Below are 25,034 nucleotides of genomic sequence, written 5' to 3' on the forward strand. Positions count from 1 at the left end.
GTGTTATGTTGCCGGAATCGTGGAGGAAATTCGATGATGCGCGCTTTGATGATCGCAGGACTCGCCCTGGCGGCCTCGGCCGGCGTGGCCCTGGCCGGCCCGATGAGCAACCCGCCGACCGAACGAACAATTTGCATCGATGTGGGCGGACAGAGCCTGCCGGCGGTGTGCAAGGTCCCCTCGAGCCGGCTGGATAGGCGCGAGGACTTCTGCCTCTGCCACCAGGGGATCAAGGTCACCGCGCCGGTCTGCGGCCCGGGGGAGCGGGCGCCGTCAGAGAACATCGCCTATGAGAAGGCGCGCAAGGCCGCCGCCGGCGACGGCAGCCTGATCGGCGACCTGTATGAAGGCCGCTCGATGTGCGTCGCCCCCCGGGACCCGCTCAGCGGCAGCTGATCGGGCTATTTCCCGAGCGCGGCGTAGACCAGCTTCTGGAACACCGGCAGAGCCACCCGGCCGCCCATGCGCTGGCCGGTGGCGAGCTGGCTAGCGGCCTCGGGGCCGAGCGGCATGGAGTTCTGGATCAGGTAGAGCATGACCATGTCCTCGGCGGGGTCGGCCTGCCACCAGGTCCCGAAGGCGCCGGGCCAGCCGAAGGCGCCCGCCGAGCCCGCGCCCATCCAGGCCTGCTTCTCGGGATCGGTGATCACCGAGACGCCGAGGCCAAAGCCCTGGCCCATCCAGAACGGGATGCCCATGAAGGGGATCTCGCGCTGGGCGTCGGTCAGGCGGTTGGTGGTCATCTCGGCGAAGGTCTCGGGCGAGATCAGCCGCACGCCGTTCAACTCGCCCTTGTTCAGCATCGCCCGCGCGAAGGTCAGGTAGTCGTCGGCCGTGGAGATCAGGCCGCCGCCGCCGCCGCAGAAGGCCGGGGCCTCGTCTTCGTGGATGAAGGAGACGTCCTGCAGCTTGTCGGTCTCCGGATCGACCCGATAGAGCTTGGCCATCCGGTCGCGCTTCTCCGGCGGGCACCAGAAGTCGGTGTCGTTCATGCCCAGGGGTTTGAAGATCCGCTCCATCAGGAACTCGCGGAAGCCCATGCCGGCGATGCGGCCCACCAGGAAGCCCAGGACGTCGGTGGCGTGGCTGTAGTGGAAGCGGTCGCCCGGCGGGAAGGACAGCGGCAGTTGCGCCAGCCGGTCCATCCAGATGTCCGGCGCGTGCGGATTGCCGATGGGCGAGCCGAGCGCCTTCTCATAGGCGTGCGCGATCGGCCCCACCGAGGTGAAGCCGTAGGCCAGGCCCGAGCGGTGGGTCATCAGGTCGTCGATGGTGATGTCGCGGGGCGCGTCATAGACCTGATCCAACGGTCCGGTGGGGTCCTTCAGCACCTTCATGCCGGCGAATTCGGGCGCCCACTTGGTGATGGGATCGTCGAGCTTCACCTTGCCCTCTTCCATCAGCATCAGCAGGGCGACGGAGGTGATGGGCTTGGTCATCGAGGCGATGCGGAACAGGGTGTCGCGCGTCATCGGCTTGCCGGCGGCGATGTCGCGCATCCCGATGGTGTTGACCTGGGCGACCTCGCCCCTGCGCCAGAGCAGGGTGACGAAGCCCGACAGATCGCCGGCGTCGACGACGCCCTGCAGGTTGGGCGCGATCTGCGCCAGGCCCTGCGTGTTGAAGCCGCCCAAAGACTGATCGCCGTCCATATTCCTGCCCACCCTGCTGGCGCCGGGTCGAGACGCCCGCGCGGTTACCGGCTGATTGCGCCGGGTGACGCAGGCGCCGTCAAGCAAAAGGGCAGGCGGCCTTGCGTCCGGCCGGGGGCTCTGCGCGTAAAGGCCAGGACCCTGCAGCCGACCGGACGCCGTCCATGACCCATCCCCTCCGGCTTGGCCTGACCGCGGCGACCGCGGCCCTGACCGCGGCCTGTTCGCCCCTGACCCTGTTCTCCACCTTCACGCCCAAGGACCCCGCGACCCGGGCCGACGTGGGCCGGGCCTATGGTCCGCTGTTGCGTCAGAAGCTGGACGTCTATGCGCCGCGCAAGGCCAAGGCGCCCGCGCCGGTGGCGGTGTTCTTCTATGGCGGCTCCTGGGATTCCGGGCGTCGGCAGGACTATCGCTGGGCGGGCCAGGCCCTGGCGGCCCAGGGCTACCTGACCCTGGTGCCCGACTACCGGATCTATCCGGAGGTCACCTATCCCGGCTTCCTGGAGGACGGGGCCCTGGCGGTGAAGTGGGCGGTAGACCATGCCGGGGCGCTGGGCGGTGATCCCCGCCGCATCGTGCTGATCGGCCATTCGGCGGGGGCCTACAACGCCGTGATGCTGGGCTTTGATCATCGCTACCTGAAGGCCCAGGGGGTCGATCCCCGCGACATCAAGGCGGTGGCGGGTCTCTCGGGCCCCTATGATTTCATCCCGCTGGACGGGCCGATCACGCGGCGGACCTTTGGTGGGGCGGGCGATCTGGCCGGCACCCAGCCGGGGCTCTATGCCAGCCGGACCAGTCCGGCCGCGTTCCTGGCCACCGGCGACGCCGACCGCACGGTCTATCCGCGCAACACCCGCAAGCTGGCCGCCGCCATCCGGGCGGCGGGCGGCAGGGTCGAGGAGAAGCACTATCCCGGGGTGGACCACGCCGGCAGCGTGCTGGCCTTGTCGCGGCCGTTCCGGGGCAAGGCGCCGATCCTGGCCGACATGAGCGCCTTCCTGGACGCCGCCGCCAAATAGGCGCGGTTGACAGTTTCGCGCCGCGACGCCAAAGCGTGACCATGGCTTTCGCGTCGACCCACACCCAGCAGCAGCAGCACCGTCCTGCGGCGGTGCGGGGGCGCGCGATCTGTTCGGGGTAGACCCCGTCCACATCGATTGAGCCACCAACCCCGCCCGGCCGGCGGGGTTTTTCTTTGCCGTCCGGGCTTCCCCTGAAGGAGACCCAAGACATGACCCGTTTCTATGCCGGCGACGCCGCCGTGGCCCTGATCGCCCACGGTATGATCGACAAGACCCTGCCCAAGGCCGAGTGGACCCATGCCGCCCACTTCGCCACGGCCCTGTGGCTGCTGCGCGACCGGCCCCTGGCCACGGTGGTGGCCGACATGCCGGGTCTGATCCGCGCCTACAACCTGGCGGCCGGCGGGGCCAATACCGACACCGAGGGCTATCACCACACCATCACGCTCGCCTCGCTCGGCGCGGCGGCCGAGGTCCTGGGGCGGTATGGCGCCGACCATCCGCTGCACGCGATCGTCGATGACCTGATGGACTCGTCGCTGGGCCGTCCAGGCTGGCTGCTGGACTACTGGAGTAAGGGGCGGCTGTTCTCGGTCGAGGCGCGCCGGGGCTGGGTGGAGCCGGACCTGCAGGCCTTGCCGTACGCGGTCGGTTGATGCCGGCCGGGGATTGCCCCACGGTCGGGGTCATGTCGGGCGCGGTTCAGATCGTCATCCTCAACGGCGTGGGCAGCGTGGGCAAGAGCTCCACGGCCCGGGCGTTGCAACAGATCTGCGCCCGGCCGTTCCTGCACGTGGCCATGGACGCCTTCCTCGACATGCTGCCGGAGGCGATGTTCGGCCATGCCGACGGGATGATCTTCGAAACGCTGGAGGACGACGGCAAGCCCTCGGTGGCGATCCGCATCGGCCCGGTGATGGACACCGCCATGCGGGGCATGCGCCGGGCCATCGCGGCGATGGCCGCGCAGGGCGCCAGCCTGATCGTCGACGACGTGATCCTCGACCCCGCCGACGAGGCTGACTACCGCGCCCTGCTGTCGGGGTTCGAGACGCGCTTCGTGGGCCTGCTTGCGCCGCTGGAGGTTCTCGAGGCGCGAGAGCTGGCGCGGGGCGACCGGACGATCGGCCTGGCGCGCTGGCAGTACGGCCGGGTTCATGCGGGCCGGGTCTACGACCTGGAGCTCGACACGGCGGCGACGACGCCGGAGCGGAACGCGGTGATGATCCGCGACGCGTTCGGGCTTTGAACATATCGGTCCTTCTCCCCTTGCGGGAGAAGGTGGCCGGTCGGAGACCGGTCGGATGAGGGGTCGCTCTTCGCCCTCAGGACCAGAACTGCCGTCCTCCCGGGCGACCCGCAGGGGAGACCCGGGGCCCATTGGGATTGACTGCGGCCCCTGGGTCCCGGCTCTCCGCTTCGCTGCGGCCGGGATGACGTTGGAGGTTTGTCGATAGGTCTATCGACCCCTCATCCGACCCTGCTCCGCAGGGCCACCTTCTCCCGCAAGGGGAGAAGGACACGCTAGGTGGCCGCCAGGCCAGCGTTCAGCCTCGGGAACGCCGCCTCCGGGACGGGCACGCCCAGGAAGGGGCAGAGCTTGTCCCAGCCGTCGCCGGCGGTGATGTCCATCTCCAGCAGGTCGTTCGGGCGGCCGGCGAAATAGCGGCGGACATCGGCATGGTGGCGGTGGAAGGACGCCGTCAGGATCGCGGCGTCGTAGCCCACCGTCTCGTAGATGGCCATGCGTCGGGCGATGCGGTCGTGCTGGCCGGTGATGGGGCGTGGGTCGGCGGTGTGGGCATGGAGCATCGAGGCCAGCCAGGCCTCGAGCGGTCGGGTCATCAGCACGAACTTCGAGCCGGGGAAGATGTAGTCCAGGTACTTGTAGTGCAGGACGACGCCGTTCTCGCTGCCGCCCCGCAGGGTGCGCAACTGCTCGAATCTGGGGCTCTGGGCGACCGGGTCATAGCCCAGCAGGGTCAGGGCCTCGCAGAACGAGGTGTTTCCCGCCCGGACCAGGCCGACGCCCCAGCAGCGGGGCGGAAGGCCGTCGTCCCTCCTCACGGACACCCCTGTCCCGCGCGCTTGCGGTCGTAGGCGGCCACCAGGCTCTGATAGGGCGGCAGGAAGGTGTGCAGCTTCACCGGCTTGCCGTCCGTCGAGGTCCCGGCGACGCCGGAGCGGATCTCGAAGTGCATGTGGATGGTGGTGGGGGTGCCGCCGAAGTCGTTGGAGGCCTTGCCGAGGTTTTCGCCGGCCTTGACCGAGGCGCCTTCCTTCACCTCCAGCTGGTTCATCCGCATGTGCAGGTAGCGGTAGACCCGGTGGGGCGGCGCGGACGCCGTCAGGGTGACCGTATAGGTCCCCATGTCGGTGATGATCCCGTCCTCGGCGGCCACCACCCAGTGTTTGTCCTTCTTGCAGGTGGCCGGGCGGATGTCCTGGCCCTGGTGGCCCTTGCCGTTGGCGCAGAGGGGGCTGGCGTGGCCGCGGCTTTCACAGAAGTTGTCGCGCCAGGGCAGGCTGTAGTTGCTGGCGTCGCACTGGCTGGGCTTGTCCTTGGGGCCCATGCCGCCGCCGGCCCCATAGACCTGGGAATTGGCGAAGGCGTCCTCGGCGAAGGGGAAGCAGAGTTGCGGCGACCAGGTGGTGCGGTCGAGGTAGCCGGAGCCGGACTTCGGCAGCAGCTCGCCGGCCGGGAAGTGGCCGAAGGTCCCGGCGGCGGGGACGTCGGGGGTGTTGACAGGATCGACGGGGCCTTGCGCCTCAGCCTCGTCGGGAAGCTGTTCGAGGCCGCCGTCGCCGACCGGTTCGTCGGGCTCGGCCCCAGGGCCGACCGGAGCGCCGGGCAGGATATCGCCCGCCGTGGTGGGGCTGGGACCCGTCGCCGCGCTTCCGAACCAGCCGGAATTGTAGCCCACCAGGGCCAGGACTACGAGCAGGATGAGGATCAGGAAGATCAGCGGCGCGCGCATCTCTTAAGCCCCCAGCCCGGCGGCCTGGCGGGCGGCCTTGCCCATCACCACGACCGTGCTCTTGGCCACCAGGGACCGGACATAGGTGTCTGTCCGGCAGCGGGGGTCCGACGGCGCGTCGCAGCGCAGTTCGGCGGTGTAGAGCACGCCGTAGCGCACGAAGCTGGCCAGTTGGCCGTCCACCGTGCGCTGGATCACGAGTTGCTCGGGCCCGATGTTGAGCAGGGTCAGCCTGGAGGTCGCGGGCAGGGGGGTGGTCTCGGCGGCGCCGGTCAGCGACACCCGCGCGCCGGTCAGGTTGGCGGTGATCGAGTAGTAGTCGCCGAAGGAATAGATCCGCGCGCCGCCCATCAGGTCGGGGTCGGCGGGCAGCAGGATCGGCAGCCGGGTCTTGTCGACGGCGGCCGGGTCCAGGCGACGGCCCACCGGCGAATTGCCGCCGCCGCTCTGGCGCAGGCCGCCGACCGCGCCGGCCCAGTCGATGCCGCCCGGACCGCCCGGAAGCGGCGGGCGGGTGATGGGACCAACCGTGGGGCGGACCACGGCCGGGCGGGCGGCGCCAGGCCGTGTGGACGGCGTGGGGGTCGGCGCCACCTGGGCGCTGGCGGCGACGGCGGCAAGGGTCGCCCCGGCCACGATCAGGCCTCGGATCTTCGGATTTCGCATTGGCCCCCCGCCATCACGTCAATGTCAAAGTCTCGCGCAATTCCGCGGCGCTGTTAACCCGGGGTTGCATCCCCAATCTGGTTTTCCCGCCAAAACGGGCAAAAGGCCGGCGAATTCACCCGCTGATTGAGGCCGGGAGGGCGACTTTGGTTGACGCCGGGTCATCCTTGTTGCGTTGCGGCAATTGAACCGGCGCCACTTGCTGGCTATATGCACGTCCCTGTCGCGGGGCAGAGCTACAGCCCGCGCCCATGTGCTTAAGGACTGCCCATGCTGGTGACCCTGATGAAGGCCAAGCTGCACCGCGCGACGGTGACCCAGGCCGACATGGACTATGAAGGCTCCATCGCCATCGACCGCGAGCTGCTGGACGCCTCTGGAATCCTGCCGCACGAGCAGGTGGATGTGCTGAACATCACCACCGGCGCCCGCTTCACCACCTATGCCATCGAGGCGCCGCGCGGCTCCAAGGTGATCGGGGTCAATGGCGCCGCCGCCCGCCTGGTGCAGAAGGGCGACAAGGTCATCATCGTGACCTACGGCCTGCTGCCGGCCGAGGAGGCCCGCAACTATTCGCCCACCGTCGTGCTGCTGGACGACGCCAACGAGATGAAGAAGGCCGCGTGATGCGGCGGGCCCTCACCACGGCGGCCCTGGCGCTCAGCCTGGCAGGCTGTTCGCCGGCGGTGCTGAAGGGCGTGGACATCAACGCCCTGGACGCGGCGATCAACGCCACGGTGGGCGATCCCGGCACCTGCGTGCTGATCGGCGAGACCGGTTCTGGCGAGACGGTTCACCGCTTTGGCTCCAACGTCACCTGCGGCCGCGCCCTGCCGGCCTGCAGCGGCGCGACCCGGACCCTGGAAGACCTGCTGAAGGTGACCGCCAAGAGTCGGCAGCCGGTGAACATCAGCTGTCCCAGTTCGCCGGACGGCGGCCGCACCGTGGCCTGGGCCGCCGGTCCCATCGAGACCCATGATGAGCTGGTCTACGCCGCGGCCATGGAAGGCCCCAACACCCCGCCCGGCGTGGTGATCGCCGACAAGCTGACCAACGCCTTCGAGAAGGTCGGCCTGATCAGGCGATAGGGGGTGACCCCCCAATATTGATCGTCATAGCCGGGCTTGTCCCGGCCACCCATGATCACCGTGCATCAGCAACAGTCAGCGAAGTTCGCCGCGCGTCCTGCGGCGAGGCGGAGATCATGGGTCCCCGGGACAAGCCCGGGGATGACGATCTTTTGGACTAGAGCCTGATCCGTTGAGGAGGAACCGCTTGGCGGTTCCACCGATGCGGTGAATCAGGCTCCAGATATATGCGAGAGCATGATTCACGCTTCAGCCGGGACCGCGACGCGGTTCCGTCTAAAACGATCATGCTCTAGCGCGTCAGCTCGTAGAGGCCGGTCACGTCCACCCGCACCCGCAGTTCGCCGCCGGCGACGGGGGTGGAGCTGTCTTTTTCCATGCGCGCCATGGCCATCATCGGCATGGGGGGCGGGGCCGAATAGCCGCCGCCTTCGCTGAGGGTCACCAGCCGGCCGACGCGGTAGCCCGTGGCGCGCGCGTAGAGGTTGGCCTTGGCCGACAGCGCCTTGACCGCGTCCTCGCGCGCCGCGTTCTCGGCGGCGGTGGGATCGTTCAGGCCAAAGGAGATGCCGTTGACCTGATTGGCGCCGGCGCTGACCGTGGCGTCGACGGCCGAGCCCAGGCGGGCCAGGTCATGGACGGTGACGGTCACCTGGTTGGTGGCCTGGTAGCCGCGCAGGCGGGGCGGGTTGTTCTCCACATAGTCGTACTGCGCGTTCAGGTTCAGGCCCGAGGTCTGAATGTCCTTGTCGGCGATGCCGGCGCGGCGTAGGGCGGCGAAGATCTTGTTCATCTGGGTGGCGTTGGCGGCCATGGCGGCTGCGGCCGTCGGGGCCTCGGTGTTCACCCCCAGATTGATGGTGGCCATGTCCGGCGCGACGCGGGTTTCGCCATAGGCCGAGAGGTTCAGGGTGGTGGCCCGGAACATGCTGTCGGCGGCGGGCGGGGCGGCTTGGGCCAGGGCGGCGGGCGCCGCGACCGTGGTGGCCAGGAGCAGGCTGAGGGCGCCGGCGCGGACGAAGGTTTTCATTTTAGTCTCCCATGGGGGTGCGAGCTTGACTGTAACCACCCCGTCGCTGAACGGCGAGCGGGGCGGAGGGTTCCTTCATGACAAGGCCAAGCTGAACAGCGGCTTTAATGGTCGTGCTGCCCATGGTAACCCGCAGGCCGCGCTGCAGGGCCTGTAGCTCAATGGTTAGAGCCGACCGCTCATAACGGTCTGGTTGTAGGTTCGAGTCCTACCGGGCCCACCAGCCGCCTCTCTGCCGCCGCGGTCGGGGCGTCAGGCGCGCTTGGCGGCCGACGCCTGGGACCAGTACTCCCGGAAGAACCGGCGCGGATCGCTCTGGGTCTGGGTGGGCTGGCCGAAGACCAGGGTGTTGCGGGCCGTGAGATCATAGGCCGGCCAGGCCGGGGTCTTGGGGTTGGTCGGGTCTCCGGTGGCCGCCAGGGCGACCCAGGCCGAGGCGATCTCGTCGGCCAGCCGCAGATTGTCGGCGGTCGGTCCGGCCAGGGGGAAGCGGATGTCGTGCATGGAGTAGGCGACATCGATGCCGTGCACCGCGCCATAGCGACCGCCGAACGCCGGGCTGGGGCTGGCCCAGAGATAGGCCCAGGTCGGCGCGCCGCCGGCGGCCAGGCGCCGCTCGAGCATGGAGTCGGCGCCCAGTCGGAAGCTGGTGTCGGAGTTGATCCGGGCGTTGATGATGAAGGCGGTGGTGTTCGGATCCTCGTCGCGATAGGCCGAGAGCAGCCTGTCGGCGTCGGCGCCGACCCGGCGCTCAAGGTTCTTGCGGACCTCGTCCCAGCCCATGTCGAACCGGGTCTCGCGATAGGTCCGCTCGTCCAGGGCCGTGGAGACCACCAGGGGAATGTCGAGGGAGTCCTGCGGTGCGCCGGGGGTGAAGGGGTGGCGCGGGATGGCGTCGCCGATGACGGGGGCGAAGGACCTCGGCGCCTCGCCCCGCGCCCGGTCTTCGGCCTCGACCTCGGCCTGGGCGGCCAGCAGGGTGGAGTAGGGAACCGCCCGCAGCTCCTTGATCTGGTCGGCCCGCAGGCCAAGCTGGCGCAGCAGCAGGTCGGCGGCCTTGGCGGCCTGTTCGCGGGTCATGGCGGTGAGGCGTGATCCGCTCATCACCCCGGCGCTGGAGAACAGGCCCTTGGCGCCTGGCATGGCCAGCAGGTGGCTCACCTTGGCGCCCCCGCCGGACTGCCCGACGATCAGCACCCGTGAAGGGTCGCCGCCGAACGCCTCGACATTGCGCGCCACCCACCGCAGCGACGCCACCAGGTCCTGCATGCCGGCCGCGCCGGAGTCGGCCAGTGGGCCGTCGTCGCCCAGATAGAGGTAGCCCAGGGCGCTGAGGCGGTGGTTCACGGTCACCACCACGCAGTCGCCGAAGCGGGCCAGCATCTCGCCGTCGCCGCCGGGATTGTTGCTGGAGCCGCCATAGAAGCCGCCGCCGTGGAAGCGCACGATCACCGGACGCTTTGCGCCGGGGTTCGGATCGGGGGTCCAGAGGTTCAGGACCAGGCAGTCCTCGCCCATGCCGCCCGGCTGCACGTCGTTGAGGATCAGGTCGGCATAGGCGTGCCGCCGGTCGCCGGGGATCTGCGGCGCGATATTGCCGTAGTCCAGGGCGTCACGGATCCCGGCCCAGGGCGCCACGGGCTGCGGCGGCAGGAAGCGGTTCGCGCCGGAGGTGTCGGCGCCGTAGCGCAGACCCTTGAAGATGGCGATCCGGCCAGACCTCAGGCCCCGGACCTTGCCCTCGGCGGTTTCGACCACCGGAAACAGCTTGGACTCCGCGCTGCGGGCGGCGGGGGACGGTGGGGTGCGGTCGGCGGTCATGGTGGCTCCGGGCCCGGTTGGTGCGGTATGCGCGTGTGCAGGCCGCCGGATGAGGCGGCGCTGGGCGCGGAGACATGTTGGCACAGGCCGCCATCAGATTCCAACAAGCGGAATATCGTTCCGTCATGCGGAACAAGGCGGAGCTTTGCAGCGGGGCCGGCCGCAAGCCATCCACGCCTGCGGCGGCCGGTGAAACTGGCGGGAAAACCACCGCCATGAAATACTGACGCCCATGACCACCACGCCCGCGCCCGTGATTTCCGAAGCCTATCGCAAGCAGCAGCAGGCGCTGCACCTGAACCCCAACTATGGGGTCGCCTCCATCGGCTTCGCCAGCGTGGTGGCGCAGGTGCTCAGCCGGAACGGGGCCACGACGCTCAGCGACTACGGGGCGGGCAAGCAGAACCTTCGCAAGGCGCTGGAGGCTTATGGCGTCGAGGTCGGCTACACCGCCTACGATCCGGCCTTCCCCGAATATGGCGAGCCGCAGCCGGCGGACCTGGTCTGCTGTATCGACGTCCTGGAGCACATCGAGCCTGAGTATCTGGACAATGTGCTGTCAGACCTGGAGCGGATCACGGTCCGGCACGGCTTCTTCTCGGTCCACACCGGACCGGCGGGCAAGGTGCTGTCGGATGGCCGCAACGCCCACCTGATCCAGGAGCCGATCGCCTGGTGGCGGGAGCGATTGGAACGGCATTTCGCCATCGAGCACCTGGTGGAGGCGCCCGGCGGCTTCTTCGTCATCGCCACGCCGCGGCCGCGCTGACTGGCGGCTAGCCCGGCCTGTGCAGGGCCGGCAGCTCGCCGCGCCGAGCGGCGATCCCCAGCTGCAGGCTGCGGGCGATCATTTCTGACCTCGCCACGAACAGCGCCGCCGCGTCGGGCGGGCAGAGGCGTTCGGCGGTCTGGCGGAACAGCGCCAGCCAGGCGACGAAGTGGGCCGGGGTGATGTCGGGCAGGGCGGTGTGGGCGGCCATCGGCGAGCCCGCGAACCGTCCGGTCATCAGCAGGACTGACGACCAGAAGTCGCAGAGCTTCGCCAGATGCGCGTCCCAGCCATCGCCGATCTCGCGGTGGAAGATGGGGCCCAGCAGCGGGTCGGCGCGGACCGCGGCGTAGAAGCCGTGAACCAGCTCGACGATCATGGCCTCGTTGATTCCGACGACGGCGCCGGGACTGAAGCGGGACGAGGTGGCCTGGCCGGTCATGGGCCCGGCCTAGCGTGGGTCTGCGGGAGATTCCAGGCTATTGATATAGGCCACGATGTCCTGGACCTCATCGGCGTGGACGTTGGTCTGCGGCATGGACGAGTGGCCGGTCTCGGCGATCTCGGCGAGGTGGCGCTGCAGGGTGAGGGAGACGTAGCGTCCCGCCAGGGCGCGGAAGGGCGGGGCCTTGGCGTTGGGGCTGTTCCCCGTCGCCTCCACGCCATGGCAGGCGGCGCAGACACCGGCGGCCAGGGCATGACCGCGCGCCTGGGCCGCGGAGAGGGGATTCTCCGCGGCCGTCGCGGCGACCGGCGCCGCGAGGAGAACCAGATACAGCAGGCTGGAACGCATGATCGGTTCTCCCAGGCGGCCGAGGGTCAGGCCGCGGTCTTCCAGTGGGGGGTCAGTTCGACGTGGGGCGGGCAGGGGGCGATGGCGCCCTGAGGCAGGCCCCCCAGGTCGTTGGCGAAGCCGTGGTTCACATCGCGATGGTGCGCCTCATCGGCGCGGACCACCAGGACCACGTCGCGCAGGGTGGCGGTGGCTGGCAGGTCCCAGTAGCGGATGGCGATGGCCGGCGCCGCCACGTTGGGCGAGCGGCCCTCATCGATCTCGGCGAGGTAGTGGGTGTAGCTGATCACCGCCTCTTCCTCGAAATAGCCCACCAGGCGGTGCGCGGTCTTGGGCGCGACGAGGTAGAGGCCGAAGAAGAACAGGTAGAAGACCCACTGGGCGGCGATGACCATGAACCGCTCGAAGGCGGTGGGCTTGGCGACCTCGATGAAGGTCATCAGGTGCATGCGCTCGTTCTCGGCTTCGTCCATGAGCGTCCGGATCCAGCCGCGGTCATCCTCCATGCGGCGCAGGCACTTCAGGTGGTTGAGGGTCGCCCCCACCATGCCCGGCACGGCGGCGACGGTTTCCAGCACCACCGCCCGGTGGCCATAGCGCTTGGCGAAGAAGGTGTCGGCGAACAGCCGAAGGAACTTGGTGATCGCCAGCGCCACTCGGTCCGACATGTTGGTCGGCGGATGGTGGATGCTCAGATCGACCAGGGGCGGGGTGGCGAGGGTCATGGCGAACTCCGAAGACTGCGATGCAGCAGACCTACCCCCGGTGACCGTCCGCCGAAATTCGGGAGCGGTCCCTAGGGGACATTACGGAGGCTCTAGCGTAGCCGCGCCCTGGCGGGGGTGAACCGCCCGCGATGCGCGTGCCAGGCGGTGAGGGCGCTCATGGCCAGGAGGGGCGCGACATAGCAGGCCCAGCAGTGACCACCGTCCGAGGGGCCGCACATTGGGCCGCGCAGGGCGGTCAGCCACATGTGGACCGCGGCGATCGCGCCGGTCACCAGGGCCGAGGCGCCGAGGACGGCGGCGGCGGCCAGCAGGGGCGAGGGTCTGGGGCGGCGGGACTGCGCCATGGCGTGAAACTCCGAGCCGGAGATCGGCTTGAGCCCATTTGAAACCGCGACGCTTTGGCGGCCTTGATCTTCGTCAAAGCCCTCCGCCCCGAAGCCCGGCATTGCGGGGTCCACTTCGGAGTTTGGGTCGGGGATCAATGACACAACTAACTGTCCAACATGATGAGGGCGCGCCGTTCGACGTGGTGCTGCTCTACATCTTCACAGGGGTGGGGGCCTTCGCGGCGCTGCTGGCCGCGGCCTTCACCAAGGATCCCCTGTTCCAGTTCCACAGTTACATCTTCCTGGTCGCCTTCGTGCTGGGCGCCGGGGTGATGACGGCCGGTGTCGCTTACGGAAAGTTCCGGTCCGAGCCGACCCGCTATGCCGACGGGGTGATCCGCGCGGGCGTGATCGCCACCATGTTCTGGGCGGTCGTGGCCATGCTGGTGGGGGTGGTGATCGCCGCCCAACTGAGCTGGCCCACCATCTTCTACTTCCCCGAGGCCGGTTGGCTGAACTTCGGCCGGCTGCGTCCGCTCCACACCTCCGGGGTGATCTTCGCCTTCGGCGGCAACGCCCTGATCGCCACCTCCTTCTGGGTCGTGCAGCGCACCTGCCGCGCCCGCCTGGCCGGCGGCGTCGCCCCCTGGTTCGTGTTCTGGGGCTATCAGCTGTTCATCGTCCTGGCGGCCACCGGCTATCTGGCCGGCATCACCCAATCGAAGGAATACGCCGAGCCCGAGTGGTACGTGGACCTGTGGCTGACCGTGGTCTGGGTCGCCTATCTGCTGGTCTTCCTGGGCACCATCTGGAAGCGCAAGGAACCCCACATCTACGTGGCCAACTGGTTCTACCTGGCCTTCATCATCACCGTGGCGATCCTGCACCTGGTCAACAACATGGCCCTGCCGGTGAGCCTGCTGCACCACCGCAGCTACTCGCTCTATTCCGGGGTCCAGGACGCCCTGGTCCAGTGGTGGTACGGCCACAACGCCGTCGGCTTCTTCCTCACCGCCGGCTTCCTGGGGATGATGTATTACTTCGTGCCCAAGCGGGCCGAGCGGCCGGTCTATTCGTACCGCCTGTCCATCGTCCATTTCTGGTCGCTGATCTTCATCTACATCTGGGCGGGCCCGCACCACCTGCACTACACGGCCCTGCCGCAGTGGACCCAGACCCTGGGCGCCACCTTCTCGATCATGCTCTGGATGCCCTCCTGGGGCGGCATGATCAACGGCCTGATGACGCTCTCGGGCGCCTGGGACAAGCTGCGCACCGACCCGGTCATCCGCATGATGGTGGTGGCGCTGGCCTTCTACGGCATGTCCACCTTCGAGGGCCCGCTGATGAGCCTGCGGGAGGTCAACGCGCTCTCCCACTACACCGACTGGACCATCGGCCATGTGCACTCCGGCGCGCTCGGCTGGGTCGGCTTCATCTCCTTCGGGGCCGTCTACTGCATGGTCCCCTGGCTCTGGAAGAAGGACAGGATCTTCTCCAACACCTTGATCGAATGGCACTTCTGGATCGCGACGACGGGCATCCTGCTCTACATCGCCGCGATGTGGGTGTCGGGCATCATGGAAGGCCTGATGTGGCGCGAGTACACGCCGCAGGGCTTCCTCGCCAACAGCTTCGTCGAGACCGTCGCGGCCAAGCACGTCGAGAACATCATCCGCACGATCGGGGGCCTCATGTACCTCTCGGGCGCGGTGATCATGTCCTACAACCTTTGGCGGACCGTCAGGATGCCGGGTCATGAGGCCCAGCCTCAGGGCCTGGCCTCACTGCCCGCCCTCGCGGCGGCTGCGTAGGGAACCCTGACCATGTGGACCAAACACGCCAAGTTCGAGCGTCATTCGCTCTGGATGATCATCGGCATCGTCATCGTCGTCTCCATCGGCGGCCTCGTGGAGATCTCGCCGCTCTTCTACCTGGAAAGCACCGTGGAGGAGGTCGAGGGGATGCGTCCCTACACCCCGCTGGAGCTCGAGGGCCGCGACATCTACATCCGTGAGGGCTGCTACACCTGCCACTCGCAGATGATCCGCCCGCTGCGCGACGAGGTCGAACGCTACGGCCACTACAGCCTGGCCGCCGAGAGCATGTACGACCATCCCTTCCAGTGGGGCTCAAAGCGCACGGGTCCGGACCTGGCCCGGGTCGGGGGCAAGTACTCCGACAGCTGGCACAAGGACCACCTGACCGACCCGCGCTCGGTGGTGCCGGAATCGGTGATGCCGCCCTACGCCTTCCTGCGCGACAAGGACCTCGACTATCGCGAGGTCCAAGCCAAGCTGTCGGCCATGACCAAGGTCGGGGTGCCCTACACCCAGGACCAGATCGACCACGCCACGGACGATCTGGAGGCCCAGGCCGATCCCTTCGACAGCCGCGCCACGGCGCTGAAGAAGCGCTACGGCGCCAAGCTGGCCCAGCGGGACTTCGACGGTGATCCCGATCGGGTCACCGAGATGGACGCCCTGATCGCCTATCTGCAGATGCTCGGCGGCCTGGTGGACTTCCGGACCTATCGCGCCGAAGCCCCGGAGAACCAACGATGAGCGGTCTGTCCTACGAGGCGGTCGCCCGCTTCGCCCAGCAGGGAGGCACCGTCTACTTCGGCGTCCTCTTCCTGATCGTCGTGATCTACGCCCTCTGGCCCCGTCACACCGAGACCTTCAAACGCCTGGCGGCCCTGCCGCTGGAGGACTGCGAGGACGACCATGTCCCATCGTGAAACCGACGAACATTCCGGCGTCGAGACAACCGGCCATGAGTGGGACGGTATCCGCGAGCTGGACAATCCCCTGCCGCGCTGGTGGCTCTACATCTTCTACGGCTGCATCGTCATCGCCGCGATCTACTGGGTGTTCATGCCCTCCTGGCCCGGCGTGAATTCCTACGCCAAGGGGGTGCTGAACCAGTCCGACCGGGTCGACGTGGCCAGGCAGCTGGACGCCCTGCAGACGCAGCGCGGCGCGGAGGGGGCGATGCTGCGCAGCGCCTCCCTGGAGACCATCGAGACCGATCCCAAGCTCCAGGCCTATGCGCTCGCCGTCGGCCAGTCGGTGTTCGGCGACAACTGCGCCACCTGCCACGGCGTGGGCGGCACCGGTTCGAAGGGGTATGCCAACCTTCGCGACGACGTCTGGCTCTGGGGCGGCGCCCTGGAGGACATCCAGCACACGATCCAGGTGGGCGTGCGCTCGGAGAACCCCCACGCCCGGCAGTCGCAGATGCCAGCCTTCGGCCGCGACCAAATCCTGAAGCCGGCCCAGGTCGATGATCTGACCGAATACGTGGTCGCCCTCTCGCGGCGTCCGGCCAAGGCCGCCGCCGTGGCGCGCGCCGCCCCGGTGTTCGCCGAGCAGTGCGTCGCCTGCCACGGTCCTCAGGGGAAGGGTAATGTCACCCTGGGCGCGCCCGACCTGACCGACGCCGACTGGCTCTACGGCTCGACCCAGGCCGACATCCGCGAGCAGATCTGGAACGGCCGCGGCGGCGTCATGCCCGCCTGGGAGGGGCGTTTCAGCCCCGAGACCATCAAGGCCCTGGCCGTCTACGTCCACGCCAACGCCGGCGGTCAGTAGGCGCCCATGACCGTCGTCATCGATCGGACCAAGCCCACGCCACCCCCGCCCGGAGAGGGCTCCGGCCCCATCTCCGCGGCGGCCAAGGCGAGGGCCAAGGGTTTCACCCTGGGCCTCTACAAGCCCCGGACCCCGATCTACCCCAAGCTGGTCCATGGCCAGTGGCGGCGGATCAAGTGGATCCTGCTGATCGTCATGCTGGCGATCTACTACGTCACCCCCTGGATCCGGTGGGAACGCCCCGGCGTCCTTCCGGACCAGGCGGTGCTCGTCGACTTCGCCGGCGGCCGGTTCTACTTCTTCTGGATCCAGCTCTGGCCGCAGGAGGTCTATTTCATCACCGGCCTGCTGGTGATCTCAGCCCTGGCCCTGTTCCTGGTGACGGCCATGTTCGGCCGCCTGTGGTGCGGTTACGCGTGCCCGCAGACTGTGTGGACCGATCTGTTCATCTATGTGGAGCGCGCCTTCGAGGGCGACCGCAACGCCCGCATGAAGCTGGACGCCGATCCCTGGTCCTTCAACAAGGCCTGGCGCAAGATCGGCAAGCACTCGGTCTGGTTGGGCATCGGCTTTGGCACCGGCGGGGCCTGGATCTTCTATTTCCATGACGCGCCGACCCTGCTCAGCAATTTCTGGATCGGCCAGGCGCCGGCCACCGCCTACATCTTCTGCGCCCTGCTGACGGTGACCACTTACGCGTTCGCGGGCTTCATGCGCGAACAGGTCTGCACCTATCTCTGCCCCTGGCCCCGCATCCAGGGCGCCATGCTGGACGAGCACTCCCTTCAGGTCACTTACCGCCGCGACCGCGGCGAGACCCGCGGCCCCCACAAGAAGGGCTCGACCTGGGAAGGGCGCGGCGACTGCATCGACTGCAACGCCTGCGTGGTGGTCTGCCCCGCCGGCATCGATATCCGCGACGGCTCCCAGCTGGAATGCATCAACTGCGGGCTGTGCATCGACGCCTGCGACGAGATCATGGAGAAGGTCGGCCGGCCCAAGGGGCTAATCGCCTATGACACCGACGCCGCCGTGGCCGCCCGCGTCGTCCGCCAGACGCCCGTCTACAAGCTGCTGCGTCCCCGGACGGCCTATTACGCGGTGGCGCTCACCCTGGTCAGCGCCTTGATGATCTGGGGTCTTACGCACCGCAGCGCCCTGGACGTCCACGTGCTGCGCGACCGCAATCCGATGTTCGTGCGCCTGCACGACGGCGCGATCCGCGACGGCTACACGCTGAAAATCGCCAACCGCGGCTTCGAGCCGGAGGAGGTCCAGGTGTCCTTCGTCGGCCCGGCCGGCGCGAAACTGCGGACCCCCGGCGCCAAGGCGGCGGGCGAGACCCTGAGCTTCCGCGTCGAGCCCAACGAGGTCCGCGCCGTGCGGGTCTTCGTCACCGTTCCTGCCGCGGCCATCGACGCGACCAACATGCCCGCCGCCTTCTCCGTGCGGACTGGGCGCGACGCCATGAGCGTCAAGACCAACTTCCTCTCGGGAGCCGCGAACGCGCCATGACCGACATTCCGCAACACCAATTCCGGCTGAACGGTCTGCACGTCCTGGGTCTGTTTGTCGGCTTCTTCCTGGTGGTGATCGCCGTGAACGTCGTCTTCACGGTGATGGCCATCCGCACCTATCCCGGCCAGGTGTCCAAGACGCCCTATGAGGACGGCGTGGCCTACAACGCCAAGCTGGCCCAGCTGGAGGCCCAGTCCCGCCTCGGCTGGCGCGCAGCGGCGCAGGCGCGACCCGAGGGCGTGGTGGCGGTGACGTTCCAGGATGCGCTGGGGCGTCCGGTGACCGGCCTCAAGGTCGCCGCCAAGCTGGAGCGCCCGGCCACGGAGGCCGGGCGCAAGACCGTCTTCCTGACCGAGACCTCGCCCGGCGCCTATTCCGCGCGTCCCGGCGTCCTGAGCGGCGTCTGGGATCTGAGCCTGGTGGCCCATGACCGCGCCGGCGCGCGCTTCGAGGCCGAGCGGAGGCTCACGTGGCCCTGACCTATGACGCCGCGCCGGACTATTCGGCCTTCCTGAAGCCCGCCAAGGACGGCGGCGCCACCTTCGACCTGCTGGTCAAGGGCGCTCGCTGCGCCGCCTGCATGGCCAAGATCGAGGGCGGGATCGCCGGCCTGCCGGGGGTGCGCAGCGCGCGCCTCAACCTCACCAGCGGCAAGCTGTCGGTGGACTTCGAAGGCCGGTCCGGCGATCCGGGCCGGGTGATGTCGACCCTGGAAAAGCTGGGCTACGATTCCGCGCCCTATGATCCGGGCCAGGCCGCCGCCGCGCAGGACCGCGAGGGCCGCCGCCTGACCATGGCGCTTGGCGTCGCGGCCTTCGGGGCCGGGAACGCGATGATGTTCTCCGTGCCCATCTGGGCGGGCCTGTTTGGCCAGGAGCTCGGCCCCGCCGCCCTGATCATGATGCAGTGGGCGAGCGGCCTGATCGCCACCCCCTGCGCCCTCTATGCGGGCATGCCCTTCTTCCAGTCGGCCTGGCGCTCGCTGCGCGTGGGCCGCGCCAACATGGACGTGCCGATCTCCATCGGGGTGATCCTGACCCTGGCGATCAGCTTCGCCGAGACCCTGCTGCACGGCCGGGACACCTATTTCGACGCCGCCATCTCGCTGCTCTTCCTGCTGCTGATCGGCCGCTGGCTGGACCACAAGCTGCGCAGCCGGGCGCGGGGCGCCGCCGCCGACCTGCTGGCCATGCAGGCGCCGGCCGCCACGGTGCTGAGCGCCGACGGCGCCCAGCATCGCCGGCCCCTGGCCGACATCGTGGTGGGGGACCTGATCCTGGTGCGGCCGGGGGAGCGCCTGCCCGTGGACGCCCGGGTCGAGGCCGGAGCCTCCGAACTGGACAACGCGCTGCTGACCGGGGAATCGCGGCCGGTTCCGGTGGGCGTGGGCGAGCTTTGCCGGGCCGGGGCGCTGAACCTGTCGGGGATGCTCACCCTGCGGGCCCAGGCTCGTTCCGATGACTCCGCCGTCGCCGCCATCGCCCGCCTGGTGGAGGCCGGGGCGCAGTCGAAGTCGCGCTATGTCCGCCTCGCCGACCGCGCGGCGGCCATCTATGTGCCGGTGGTTCACACCGCCGCCGCCCTGACCTTCGTGCTGGGCTGGGGCCTGGGCCTGGGGCCGCGCGAGGCGCTGCTGCGAGCTGTCGCGGTGCTGATCATCACCTGTCCCTGCGCGCTCGGCCTGGCGGTCCCCGCCGTGCAGGTGGCGGCCTCGGCGCGGCTGTTCCGCAAGCAGGTGCTGGTGAAGTCCGGCGCGGCGCTGGAGCGCCTGGCCGAGGTCACCCATGTGGTGTTCGACAAGACCGGAGTCCTGACTCTCGGCCGCCCGACCCTGATCGATCCTATTCCGGAAGCCGTGGCCCTGGCCGCTCCGCTGGCGCGGGCCTCGTCCCATCCCCTGGCCCGCGCCCTGGCGGCGCAGGACGGTGGAACAGCCCTGGCCGAGGAGGTGGTGGAGACCGCCGGACAGGGCGTCGAGGGGTTGATTCACGGGCTGCGCGCCCGGCTTGGCCGCGCCGCCTTCGTGGGCGTCGAGGGCGCCACGGGTTCGGAGACCGAACTCTGGTTCGCCTTCGAGGGTGACACCAAGATTCGTTTCCAGTTCGCCGACAGCCTGCGTCCCGATGCCCGCGAGACCATCGAGGCCCTGCGCGCGCGCGGTCTGAGCGTCGAGATCCTCTCCGGCGACCTGCCCGGCGCGGTCCGTTCGGTGGCCGAGGCCCTGGACGTTCGCCAGTGGCGGGCCGGCATGACGCCCGGCGACAAGGCCGCCTGGGTCAAGAGCCTGGCCACGGTTGGCCACAGGTCGCTGATGGTGGGAGACGGGCTGAACGACACCGCCGCCCTGGCGACGGCGCATGCCGCGATGGCCCCCGGGACGGCGCTGGACGCCAGCCAGAACGCCGCCGACCTGGTGTTCTCCGGAGAGGGACTTTCCGCTGTGGTCACCGCCATCGACGTGGCCCGGGCGGCACGCCGCCGGGCCTTGGAGAACTTCGGCTTCTCGGCGCTCTACAACCTGATCGCGGCGCCTGCGGCCATGCTGGGCCTGATCAACCCCTTCGTCGCGGCCCTGGCCATGTCGGGGTCGTCCCTGGTGGTGACCCTGAACGCCCTGCGCATGCACAGGGCCGGCCGATGACCATCTTCTTCCTTCTGGCGCCCTTCTCGGTGCTGCTGGCCCTGCTGGGCCTGGCCGGCTTCTGGTGGACGGTGCGCAGCGGTCAGTACGACGACCCGGCCGGCGACGCCGCCCGCATCCTGATGGACGATGTCGATGATGCGCCGGCTTTGATCCAGGTCAGGGCAGGGAAGGCCGATCCCGGCTGAATAGACGGAACCTAGCCTGGAGATTCCGCCGTGACTTCGCCTTCCGTCCTGCACGCCCCCAAGCCCGTGACCCTGGCGCTGGACGAACTGATCGCCAAGTACGACGGCCGGGCGCCACGCTACACCAGCTATCCCACCGCCGTGCAGTTCACGCCGCAGGTGGACGCGACGACCTATCGCGGCTGGCTGGCGGACCTGCCGCTGACCGACCCGGTCTCGATCTATCTGCATATCCCCTTCTGCGCGCGGCTCTGCTGGTACTGCGGCTGCAACACCCGCGCGGTGAACCGGCATGAGCCGGTCAGCGACTATGTCCAACACCTGCTGGTCGAGGCCGACCGGCTGCAGGGCGCCCTGCCGGGGCGGCTGCCGGCCAACGCCATCCACTTGGGCGGCGGCACCCCCAACATGCTGGCGCCCGAGGAGATGGACGCCATCTTCGGCGCCCTGCGGCGGATCTTCGACGTCGCGCCCGACGCCGAGATCGCCGCGGAACTTGATCCCGCGGTGCTGACACGCGACTGGGTCCGGGCGGCCGCCTCGCACGGCATGTCGCGCGCCAGCCTGGGGGTGCAGAACCTGACCCCTCAGGTCCAGGCGGCGGTGAACCGCCAGGAGAGCTTCGAGGAGATCGCCCAGTGCGTCGCCTGGCTGCGGGAATTCGGGATCGCCTCGATCAATCTCGACCTGATGTATGGTCTGCCGCACCAGACCACGGTCAACACCCTGGCCACCGTCGACCAGATCGTGACCCTGCGGCCCGAGCGCATCGCCCTGTTCGGCTATGCCCACGTGCCGTGGATGAAGGCCCATCAGCAGCTGATCGACGAGTCCGCCCTGCCGGGCGCCGCCGCGCGCCTGGACCAGAGCGAGGCCGCCGCCGAACGTCTCGTCTCGGAGGGCTATGTCCGCATCGGTCTCGACCATTTCGCCCTGCCCACCGACAGCCTGGTGGTCGCCCAGCTTGAAGGTCGGCTGCGGCGGAACTTCCAGGGCTACACCACCGACAGCGCGCAGACCCTGCTGGGATTGGGGGCGTCCTCGATCGGCAGCCTGCCCCAGGGCCTGGTGCAGAACATCGCCCAGGAGCTTCCCTGGCGAGCCGCCGTGGTCGCCGGCGACCTGCCGATCGCCCGTGGCGTCGTGGTCACCGATGAGGACCGGTTCCGGGGCGAGATCATCGAGCGGCTGATGTGCGACCTGGCGGTGGATCTGGGCGCGGTCTGCGCCCGCCATGGCCGGAACCTGGCCGGGTTGGCCGGCGAGCTTTCCGACCTGCGGGCCTTCGCCGACGACGGCCTGGTGGTGATGCAGGGCGACCAGCTGACGGTGACGGACCTTGGCCGGCTGGTCGTGCGCTCGGTGTGTGCGGTGTTCGACACCTATTTCGCCCCCGAGGCGGGCCGGCACTCCAAGGCGCTGTAAGGCGGCGCCTCAGGCCAGCATCGCCGCGTTGATCGCGGCGTTGAGGGAGTCTCCCAGCAGAGGCTTTTCGACGATGATCGCGCCGAGGGCGGCGGCGGCGTCGCGGACGCTGGCGCGCGGGTGGCTGGTGATCAGCAAGGCGGGCACGGTCTGGTTTTTGGCGCGCAGGGCGGCCAGCGCCTCCAGGCCGGTGAGGCCGCCCATGTTCTGGTCCAGGACAAGGCAGACCGGGGCGGGCGGCAAGGCCGCCTGAAGAAGGGCCTCGCCGCTATCGAGGGCGGTGACCACAAAGCCGTCCAGTTCGAGCATGAAGGTCAAGGCCAGGCGCAAGGCGCTGTCGTCATCGACGAGCACGACATTGCGGGAATAGGACAGAGGCGAAAGCAAGGGCGAGCTCCAGACGATCCGGAAACCCTAGCCGCCGATGCAACGCCCGGCTTTGACACAGCGCAATCGCCTGGGCGGTCAGGAGAAGCCGGCCGTCAGCGCCATGCGGATCAGTTCGGAGAGACCCGAGGCGCCGGTCTTGGTCATGACGTTGGCGCGATAGACCTCGACCGTTCGCGGGCTGATCCCCAGCTCGAAGGCGATCACCTTGTTGGCCTTGCCTTCCACCACACCGCGCAACACCTCGGTCTCGCGCGGCGACAGACTGGCCAGCAGCGCCTGGAAAGGTTCGGCGCCGGCGCGGACGGCGCCGGGCCGCGCCTGGTCGATGGCCACGCGGATGGCGCGCAGCAGGGCCTCGTCGTCGAAGGGCTTTTCCAGGAAGTCGGCCACCCCGGCCTTCATGGCCTCCACCGCCAGGGGCACGTCGCCGTGGCCGGTGATCATGATGATGGGCAGGTCGACATGGAGGCTCTTCAGATGCCGGGTCATCTCCAGGCCGTTCATGCCGGGCATGCGAACGTCGGTGACGATGCAGCCCCCCGACAGACGCGCCGCGCCTTCGATGAAGGCGGAGGCCGAATCGTAGGTGCGCGCTTCGAAACCGGCGCTATCCAGCAAGAAGGACAGGGACTCGCGCATGGCCTCGTCGTCGTCGATCACATGCACGAGAGCCTCACTCGCCACCGTTCAGTTCCTCCTCGGGGATCGTTCGCAGCGTGAACGAGAAAATGGTTCCGCCGCTCGGCGCGGACTCGGCCCAGATGCGCCCGCCGTGAGCTTCGATGATCGTGCGCGAAATGGAAAGGCCGACCCCCATTCCGTTGCTCTTGCTGGTGACGAAGGGTTGGAACAGCCGGGCGGCGACCTCCGGGCTGATGCCGGGACCGGTGTCGGTCACCTGGATCAGGACCGTGTCGTCCTCCCCGGGCGTCGAGGAGACGATCAGGTCGCGGCGGGGGCTTTCCTGCATGGCCTCGACGGCGTTGCGCATCAGGTTGAGCAGGACCTGCTGGACCTGCACCTTGTCGGCCAGGACGTAGGGCGTTTCGGCCGAGATCGCGAAGGTCACCCGCACGCCGGTTTCCTTCGCGCCGATCATGGCCAGGGCGCCGGCCTCCTCGATCAGCTTGGCCAGGGGCTCGACCCGCCGCTCCGCTTCCCCCTTGGAGACGAAGTCGCGCAGCCGGCGGATGATCTCGCCGGCGCGCAGCGCCTGGTCGCCGGCCTGGACCAGGGCGTTGCGGACCTTGGCGGCGTCCGGCTGGTCCTGGTCGAGAATGCGGACCGACCCCTTCACATAGTTGGCGATGGCCGAGAGCGGCTGGTTCAGCTCGTGCGCCAGGGCCGAGGCCATTTCGCCCAGGGCGGTCAGGCGGGAGACGTGGACCAACTCGGCCTGCAGATCCTGCAGCCGCCGCTCGGTGGCCTGGGTCTCGGAGAGGTCGCGGACAAAGCCGGTGAAAAAACGCTCGGCGCGGGACTGCATCTCGCCCACCGAGAGCTCCATGGGGAAGGTCGAGCCATCCTTGCGCTCGCCCACCACGACCCGGCCGATGCCGATGATCCGCCGCTCGCCGGTGGTCAAATAGCGCGACAGGTAACTGTCGTGCGCGTCACGGTAGGGTTGCGGCATCAGGATGCTGACATTGCGCCCGATCACCTCCTCGGCCCGCCAGCCGAACAGGCGCTCGGCGGTGGCGCTGAACGACTGCATGATCCCGTGCTCATCGATCACCACCATGGCGTCGGGCACGGTGTCGAGGATGGATCGCAGATGGGCTTCGCGTTCGCCCAGGTGGATCAGGGCGTCGGCGGTCTGATCGGTCTGACGGCGCAGACGCCAGCCCCCGAAGGCGAGGGCCGGGCCCATCGCCAGGAACAGCAGGGCGTTGACCACATCGGCCGGGTGGGAGTGCAGGGTGATGTCGCCCAGCACGACGCCGGTGACCAGGGTGAGGGCGGTGGCCAGCAGGGCCGGGCCGGGGCCCCAGAAGGCGGCGCTGAGGATGACCGCCGGCATGAACAGCAGGAATAAGGGCCCGTCCTGGAAGACCGGGGTCAAGGCCCATTGGACAGCGATGGCCAGGCCCGAGAGCAGGGCCGCGCCCCCATAGCCACTCAAGACCGCACCAGGGGACCGAACGACGGGAAGCGACATTCGCATCCGCCTGGGCTAGGCCGCTCGCCCGGCCCGCGCAAGGGCCAACTGAGTGGGGTTCAGGCGGCCAGTCCGCCCATGCGAGCGATGTTGCAGCGCGTCCACAGCATTTCCAGGGTCCTGGCCAGGTCGTCCATCATCTCGTCGGTGTGGGCCGGCGAGGGCGTGAAGCGCAGGCGCTCGGTCCCGCGGGGCACGGTGGGATAGTTGATCGGCTGGACGTAGACGCCGTGCTCTTCCAG

31 protein-coding genes and 1 tRNA gene are annotated in these 25,034 nt (G+C 68.9%); 18 read left to right on the forward strand and 14 right to left on the reverse strand.

Translation table 11 applies throughout. The features are described from left to right. Positions 1 to 48: 48 nt before the first annotated feature. Positions 49 to 396, forward strand: a complete 348-nt coding sequence (locus tag Q7J39_RS14710; RefSeq protein WP_304826516.1) for a hypothetical protein — start codon at positions 49 to 51, stop codon at positions 394 to 396. 5 nt (positions 397 to 401) lie between these two features. Here Q7J39_RS14710 and Q7J39_RS14715 read toward each other — a convergent pair whose 3' ends face one another. Then, complete coding sequence (locus tag Q7J39_RS14715; RefSeq protein ID WP_304826519.1) at positions 402 to 1,652, reverse strand: serine hydrolase; 1,251 nt, start codon at positions 1,650 to 1,652, stop codon at positions 402 to 404. Positions 1,653 to 1,816: 164 nt separating this feature from the next. On the opposite strand from Q7J39_RS14715, the gene Q7J39_RS14720 reads away from it, so the two are divergent. The 3 genes from Q7J39_RS14720 (at position 1,817) to Q7J39_RS14730 (ending at position 3,929) form a co-directional block, all read left to right on the forward strand. Further along, positions 1,817 to 2,677 carry an alpha/beta hydrolase gene (locus tag Q7J39_RS14720; protein WP_304826520.1) on the forward strand — a complete coding sequence of 287 codons (861 nt, stop codon included), beginning with the start codon at positions 1,817 to 1,819 and terminating at the stop codon, positions 2,675 to 2,677. Positions 2,678 to 2,889: 212 nt separating this feature from the next. Beyond that, positions 2,890 to 3,336, forward strand: a complete 447-nt coding sequence (locus tag Q7J39_RS14725; protein ID WP_304826523.1) for a hypothetical protein — start codon at positions 2,890 to 2,892, stop codon at positions 3,334 to 3,336. Beyond that, complete coding sequence (locus tag Q7J39_RS14730) at positions 3,336 to 3,929, forward strand: chloramphenicol phosphotransferase CPT family protein (protein ID WP_304826526.1); 594 nt, start codon at positions 3,336 to 3,338, stop codon at positions 3,927 to 3,929. The genes Q7J39_RS14725 and Q7J39_RS14730 overlap by 1 nt, the downstream gene beginning before the upstream one ends. 275 nt (positions 3,930 to 4,204) lie before the next feature. Here Q7J39_RS14730 and Q7J39_RS14735 read toward each other — a convergent pair whose 3' ends face one another. From Q7J39_RS14735 to Q7J39_RS14745, 3 genes are read right to left on the reverse strand one after another with little or no spacing between them, the layout of a single operon-like run. Further along, positions 4,205 to 4,747 (reverse strand): sulfotransferase, encoded by a 543-nt coding sequence (locus tag Q7J39_RS14735; protein ID WP_304826529.1) that lies wholly within the window; start codon positions 4,745 to 4,747, stop codon positions 4,205 to 4,207. Then, positions 4,744 to 5,658, reverse strand: a complete 915-nt coding sequence (locus Q7J39_RS14740) for a M23 family metallopeptidase (RefSeq protein ID WP_304826532.1) — start codon at positions 5,656 to 5,658, stop codon at positions 4,744 to 4,746. Before Q7J39_RS14740 ends, Q7J39_RS14735 begins: the two co-directional genes overlap by 4 nt. A 3-nt stretch (positions 5,659 to 5,661) precedes the next feature. Next, the gene (locus Q7J39_RS14745; RefSeq protein WP_304826534.1) at positions 5,662 to 6,324 is read right to left on the reverse strand and encodes a hypothetical protein; all 663 of its coding nucleotides are present in this window, start codon (positions 6,322 to 6,324) and stop codon (positions 5,662 to 5,664) included. A gap of 270 nt (positions 6,325 to 6,594) precedes the next feature. Here Q7J39_RS14745 and panD point away from each other — a divergent pair, with 270 nt between their 5' ends. Together panD and Q7J39_RS14755 are read left to right on the forward strand one after the other, a co-directional pair. Next, positions 6,595 to 6,951 carry an aspartate 1-decarboxylase gene (gene panD / locus Q7J39_RS14750; protein ID WP_304826537.1) on the forward strand — a complete coding sequence of 119 codons (357 nt, stop codon included), beginning with the start codon at positions 6,595 to 6,597 and terminating at the stop codon, positions 6,949 to 6,951. Then, on the forward strand, positions 6,951 to 7,412 hold the full coding sequence (locus Q7J39_RS14755; RefSeq protein WP_304826540.1) for a hypothetical protein: 462 nt from the start codon (positions 6,951 to 6,953) through the stop codon (positions 7,410 to 7,412). The genes panD and Q7J39_RS14755 overlap by 1 nt, the downstream gene beginning before the upstream one ends. 292 nt (positions 7,413 to 7,704) lie before the next feature. Here the strand turns inward: Q7J39_RS14755 and Q7J39_RS14760 are convergent, their stop codons facing one another. After that, positions 7,705 to 8,442 carry an SIMPL domain-containing protein gene (locus Q7J39_RS14760; protein WP_304826543.1) on the reverse strand — a complete coding sequence of 246 codons (738 nt, stop codon included), beginning with the start codon at positions 8,440 to 8,442 and terminating at the stop codon, positions 7,705 to 7,707. A 25-nt stretch (positions 8,443 to 8,467) separates the two neighbouring features. Here Q7J39_RS14760 and Q7J39_RS14765 point away from each other — a divergent pair, with 25 nt between their 5' ends. Both Q7J39_RS14765 and Q7J39_RS14770 read left to right on the forward strand, forming a co-directional pair. Beyond that, a complete protein-coding gene (locus tag Q7J39_RS14765) occupies positions 8,468 to 8,599 on the forward strand; it encodes a hypothetical protein (RefSeq protein ID WP_304826545.1) in 132 nt (43 codons plus the stop codon). Further along, positions 8,590 to 8,665, forward strand: a tRNA-Ile gene (locus Q7J39_RS14770). Before Q7J39_RS14765 ends, Q7J39_RS14770 begins: the two co-directional genes overlap by 10 nt. Before the next feature lie 29 nt (positions 8,666 to 8,694). Here the strand turns inward: Q7J39_RS14770 and Q7J39_RS14775 are convergent. Further along, positions 8,695 to 10,263 (reverse strand): carboxylesterase/lipase family protein, encoded by a 1,569-nt coding sequence (locus Q7J39_RS14775; RefSeq protein WP_304826548.1) that lies wholly within the window; start codon positions 10,261 to 10,263, stop codon positions 8,695 to 8,697. 232 nt (positions 10,264 to 10,495) lie between these two features. Here Q7J39_RS14775 and Q7J39_RS14780 point away from each other — a divergent pair, with 232 nt between their 5' ends. Beyond that, on the forward strand, positions 10,496 to 11,032 hold the full coding sequence (locus Q7J39_RS14780; RefSeq protein ID WP_304826551.1) for a hypothetical protein: 537 nt from the start codon (positions 10,496 to 10,498) through the stop codon (positions 11,030 to 11,032). 7 nt (positions 11,033 to 11,039) lie between these two features. Here the strand turns inward: Q7J39_RS14780 and Q7J39_RS14785 are convergent, their stop codons facing one another. The 4 genes from Q7J39_RS14785 to Q7J39_RS14800 form a co-directional block, all read right to left on the reverse strand. After that, complete coding sequence (locus Q7J39_RS14785) at positions 11,040 to 11,474, reverse strand: group III truncated hemoglobin (protein ID WP_304826554.1); 435 nt, start codon at positions 11,472 to 11,474, stop codon at positions 11,040 to 11,042. A 9-nt stretch (positions 11,475 to 11,483) separates the two neighbouring features. Next, positions 11,484 to 11,825 carry a cytochrome c gene (locus Q7J39_RS14790; RefSeq protein ID WP_304826557.1) on the reverse strand — a complete coding sequence of 114 codons (342 nt, stop codon included), beginning with the start codon at positions 11,823 to 11,825 and terminating at the stop codon, positions 11,484 to 11,486. 26 nt (positions 11,826 to 11,851) lie between these two features. Further along, positions 11,852 to 12,550: an alternative oxidase gene (locus tag Q7J39_RS14795; protein ID WP_304826560.1), complete on the reverse strand. Its 699-nt coding sequence runs from the start codon at positions 12,548 to 12,550 to the stop codon at positions 11,852 to 11,854. A 92-nt stretch (positions 12,551 to 12,642) separates the two neighbouring features. After that, a complete protein-coding gene (locus tag Q7J39_RS14800; protein ID WP_304826562.1) occupies positions 12,643 to 12,897 on the reverse strand; it encodes a hypothetical protein in 255 nt (84 codons plus the stop codon). Between the two features lie 314 nt (positions 12,898 to 13,211). Between Q7J39_RS14800 and ccoN the strand changes: the two genes are divergently transcribed. Genes ccoN through hemN form a run of 9 tightly spaced genes read left to right on the forward strand, consistent with a single transcriptional unit; the run spans position 13,212 to position 22,244 of the window. After that, a complete protein-coding gene (ccoN, locus tag Q7J39_RS14805) occupies positions 13,212 to 14,693 on the forward strand; it encodes a cytochrome-c oxidase, cbb3-type subunit I (protein WP_304826623.1) in 1,482 nt (493 codons plus the stop codon). 12 nt (positions 14,694 to 14,705) lie between these two features. Further along, complete coding sequence (gene ccoO, locus Q7J39_RS14810; protein ID WP_370690072.1) at positions 14,706 to 15,443, forward strand: cytochrome-c oxidase, cbb3-type subunit II; 738 nt, start codon at positions 14,706 to 14,708, stop codon at positions 15,441 to 15,443. Then, positions 15,440 to 15,619, forward strand: coding sequence for a cbb3-type cytochrome c oxidase subunit 3 (locus Q7J39_RS14815; protein WP_304826565.1), 180 nt, complete (start codon positions 15,440 to 15,442; stop codon positions 15,617 to 15,619). The genes ccoO and Q7J39_RS14815 overlap by 4 nt, the downstream gene beginning before the upstream one ends. Beyond that, positions 15,606 to 16,472, forward strand: a complete 867-nt coding sequence (gene ccoP, locus Q7J39_RS14820) for a cytochrome-c oxidase, cbb3-type subunit III (RefSeq protein ID WP_304826568.1) — start codon at positions 15,606 to 15,608, stop codon at positions 16,470 to 16,472. Before Q7J39_RS14815 ends, ccoP begins: the two co-directional genes overlap by 14 nt. A 6-nt stretch (positions 16,473 to 16,478) precedes the next feature. Further along, positions 16,479 to 17,987 (forward strand): cytochrome c oxidase accessory protein CcoG, encoded by a 1,509-nt coding sequence (gene ccoG, locus Q7J39_RS14825; protein WP_304826571.1) that lies wholly within the window; start codon positions 16,479 to 16,481, stop codon positions 17,985 to 17,987. Beyond that, positions 17,984 to 18,469, forward strand: a complete 486-nt coding sequence (locus Q7J39_RS14830) for a FixH family protein (RefSeq protein ID WP_304826574.1) — start codon at positions 17,984 to 17,986, stop codon at positions 18,467 to 18,469. The genes ccoG and Q7J39_RS14830 overlap by 4 nt, the downstream gene beginning before the upstream one ends. After that, a complete protein-coding gene (locus Q7J39_RS14835) occupies positions 18,460 to 20,631 on the forward strand; it encodes a heavy metal translocating P-type ATPase (protein ID WP_370690073.1) in 2,172 nt (723 codons plus the stop codon). Before Q7J39_RS14830 ends, Q7J39_RS14835 begins: the two co-directional genes overlap by 10 nt. Further along, entirely contained in the window at positions 20,628 to 20,819 is a 192-nt protein-coding gene (gene ccoS / locus Q7J39_RS14840) for a cbb3-type cytochrome oxidase assembly protein CcoS (protein ID WP_304826577.1), read from the forward strand. The genes Q7J39_RS14835 and ccoS overlap by 4 nt, the downstream gene beginning before the upstream one ends. Before the next feature lie 30 nt (positions 20,820 to 20,849). After that, entirely contained in the window at positions 20,850 to 22,244 is a 1,395-nt protein-coding gene (hemN, locus tag Q7J39_RS14845) for an oxygen-independent coproporphyrinogen III oxidase (RefSeq protein WP_304826580.1), read from the forward strand. Between the two features lie 9 nt (positions 22,245 to 22,253). On the opposite strand, the gene Q7J39_RS14850 is transcribed toward hemN, so the two are convergent. The 4 genes from Q7J39_RS14850 to Q7J39_RS14865 all read right to left on the reverse strand — a co-directional run. After that, on the reverse strand, positions 22,254 to 22,631 hold the full coding sequence (locus tag Q7J39_RS14850) for a response regulator (RefSeq protein ID WP_304826583.1): 378 nt from the start codon (positions 22,629 to 22,631) through the stop codon (positions 22,254 to 22,256). A 78-nt stretch (positions 22,632 to 22,709) separates the two neighbouring features. After that, positions 22,710 to 23,318, reverse strand: coding sequence for a response regulator FixJ (fixJ, locus tag Q7J39_RS14855; RefSeq protein ID WP_304826586.1), 609 nt, complete (start codon positions 23,316 to 23,318; stop codon positions 22,710 to 22,712). Then, positions 23,308 to 24,756, reverse strand: a complete 1,449-nt coding sequence (locus Q7J39_RS14860) for a PAS domain S-box protein (RefSeq protein ID WP_370690074.1) — start codon at positions 24,754 to 24,756, stop codon at positions 23,308 to 23,310. The genes fixJ and Q7J39_RS14860 overlap by 11 nt, the downstream gene beginning before the upstream one ends. A gap of 95 nt (positions 24,757 to 24,851) precedes the next feature. Continuing rightward, a partial coding sequence (locus Q7J39_RS14865; RefSeq protein ID WP_304826592.1) for an aminotransferase class I/II-fold pyridoxal phosphate-dependent enzyme occupies positions 24,852 to 25,034 on the reverse strand: 183 nt, incomplete at its 5' end.

This window comes from Phenylobacterium sp., assembly GCF_030651185.1.
Lineage (GTDB): Bacteria > Pseudomonadota > Alphaproteobacteria > Caulobacterales > Caulobacteraceae > Phenylobacterium.

Coding starts and splice junctions, on each gene's coding strand:
- Q7J39_RS14710 (WP_304826516.1), top strand. CDS start 49: ATGATCGCAGGACTCGCCCTGGCGGCCTCGGCCGGCGTGGCCCTGGCC.
- Q7J39_RS14715 (WP_304826519.1), bottom strand. CDS start 1,652: ATGGACGGCGATCAGTCTTTGGGCGGCTTCAACACGCAGGGCCTGGCG.
- Q7J39_RS14720 (WP_304826520.1), top strand. CDS start 1,817: ATGACCCATCCCCTCCGGCTTGGCCTGACCGCGGCGACCGCGGCCCTG.
- Q7J39_RS14725 (WP_304826523.1), top strand. CDS start 2,890: ATGACCCGTTTCTATGCCGGCGACGCCGCCGTGGCCCTGATCGCCCAC.
- Q7J39_RS14730 (WP_304826526.1), top strand. CDS start 3,336: ATGCCGGCCGGGGATTGCCCCACGGTCGGGGTCATGTCGGGCGCGGTT.
- Q7J39_RS14740 (WP_304826532.1), bottom strand. CDS start 5,658: ATGCGCGCGCCGCTGATCTTCCTGATCCTCATCCTGCTCGTAGTCCTG.
- Q7J39_RS14745 (WP_304826534.1), bottom strand. CDS start 6,324: ATGCGAAATCCGAAGATCCGAGGCCTGATCGTGGCCGGGGCGACCCTT.
- panD (WP_304826537.1), top strand. CDS start 6,595: ATGCTGGTGACCCTGATGAAGGCCAAGCTGCACCGCGCGACGGTGACC.
- Q7J39_RS14755 (WP_304826540.1), top strand. CDS start 6,951: ATGCGGCGGGCCCTCACCACGGCGGCCCTGGCGCTCAGCCTGGCAGGC.
- Q7J39_RS14760 (WP_304826543.1), bottom strand. CDS start 8,442: ATGAAAACCTTCGTCCGCGCCGGCGCCCTCAGCCTGCTCCTGGCCACC.
- Q7J39_RS14775 (WP_304826548.1), bottom strand. CDS start 10,263: ATGACCGCCGACCGCACCCCACCGTCCCCCGCCGCCCGCAGCGCGGAG.
- Q7J39_RS14780 (WP_304826551.1), top strand. CDS start 10,496: ATGACCACCACGCCCGCGCCCGTGATTTCCGAAGCCTATCGCAAGCAG.
- Q7J39_RS14785 (WP_304826554.1), bottom strand. CDS start 11,474: ATGACCGGCCAGGCCACCTCGTCCCGCTTCAGTCCCGGCGCCGTCGTC.
- Q7J39_RS14790 (WP_304826557.1), bottom strand. CDS start 11,825: ATGCGTTCCAGCCTGCTGTATCTGGTTCTCCTCGCGGCGCCGGTCGCC.
- Q7J39_RS14795 (WP_304826560.1), bottom strand. CDS start 12,550: ATGACCCTCGCCACCCCGCCCCTGGTCGATCTGAGCATCCACCATCCG.
- Q7J39_RS14800 (WP_304826562.1), bottom strand. CDS start 12,897: ATGGCGCAGTCCCGCCGCCCCAGACCCTCGCCCCTGCTGGCCGCCGCC.
- ccoN (WP_304826623.1), top strand. CDS start 13,212: ATGACGGCCGGTGTCGCTTACGGAAAGTTCCGGTCCGAGCCGACCCGC.
- ccoO (WP_370690072.1), top strand. CDS start 14,706: ATGTGGACCAAACACGCCAAGTTCGAGCGTCATTCGCTCTGGATGATC.
- Q7J39_RS14815 (WP_304826565.1), top strand. CDS start 15,440: ATGAGCGGTCTGTCCTACGAGGCGGTCGCCCGCTTCGCCCAGCAGGGA.
- ccoP (WP_304826568.1), top strand. CDS start 15,606: ATGTCCCATCGTGAAACCGACGAACATTCCGGCGTCGAGACAACCGGC.
- ccoG (WP_304826571.1), top strand. CDS start 16,479: ATGACCGTCGTCATCGATCGGACCAAGCCCACGCCACCCCCGCCCGGA.
- Q7J39_RS14830 (WP_304826574.1), top strand. CDS start 17,984: ATGACCGACATTCCGCAACACCAATTCCGGCTGAACGGTCTGCACGTC.
- ccoS (WP_304826577.1), top strand. CDS start 20,628: ATGACCATCTTCTTCCTTCTGGCGCCCTTCTCGGTGCTGCTGGCCCTG.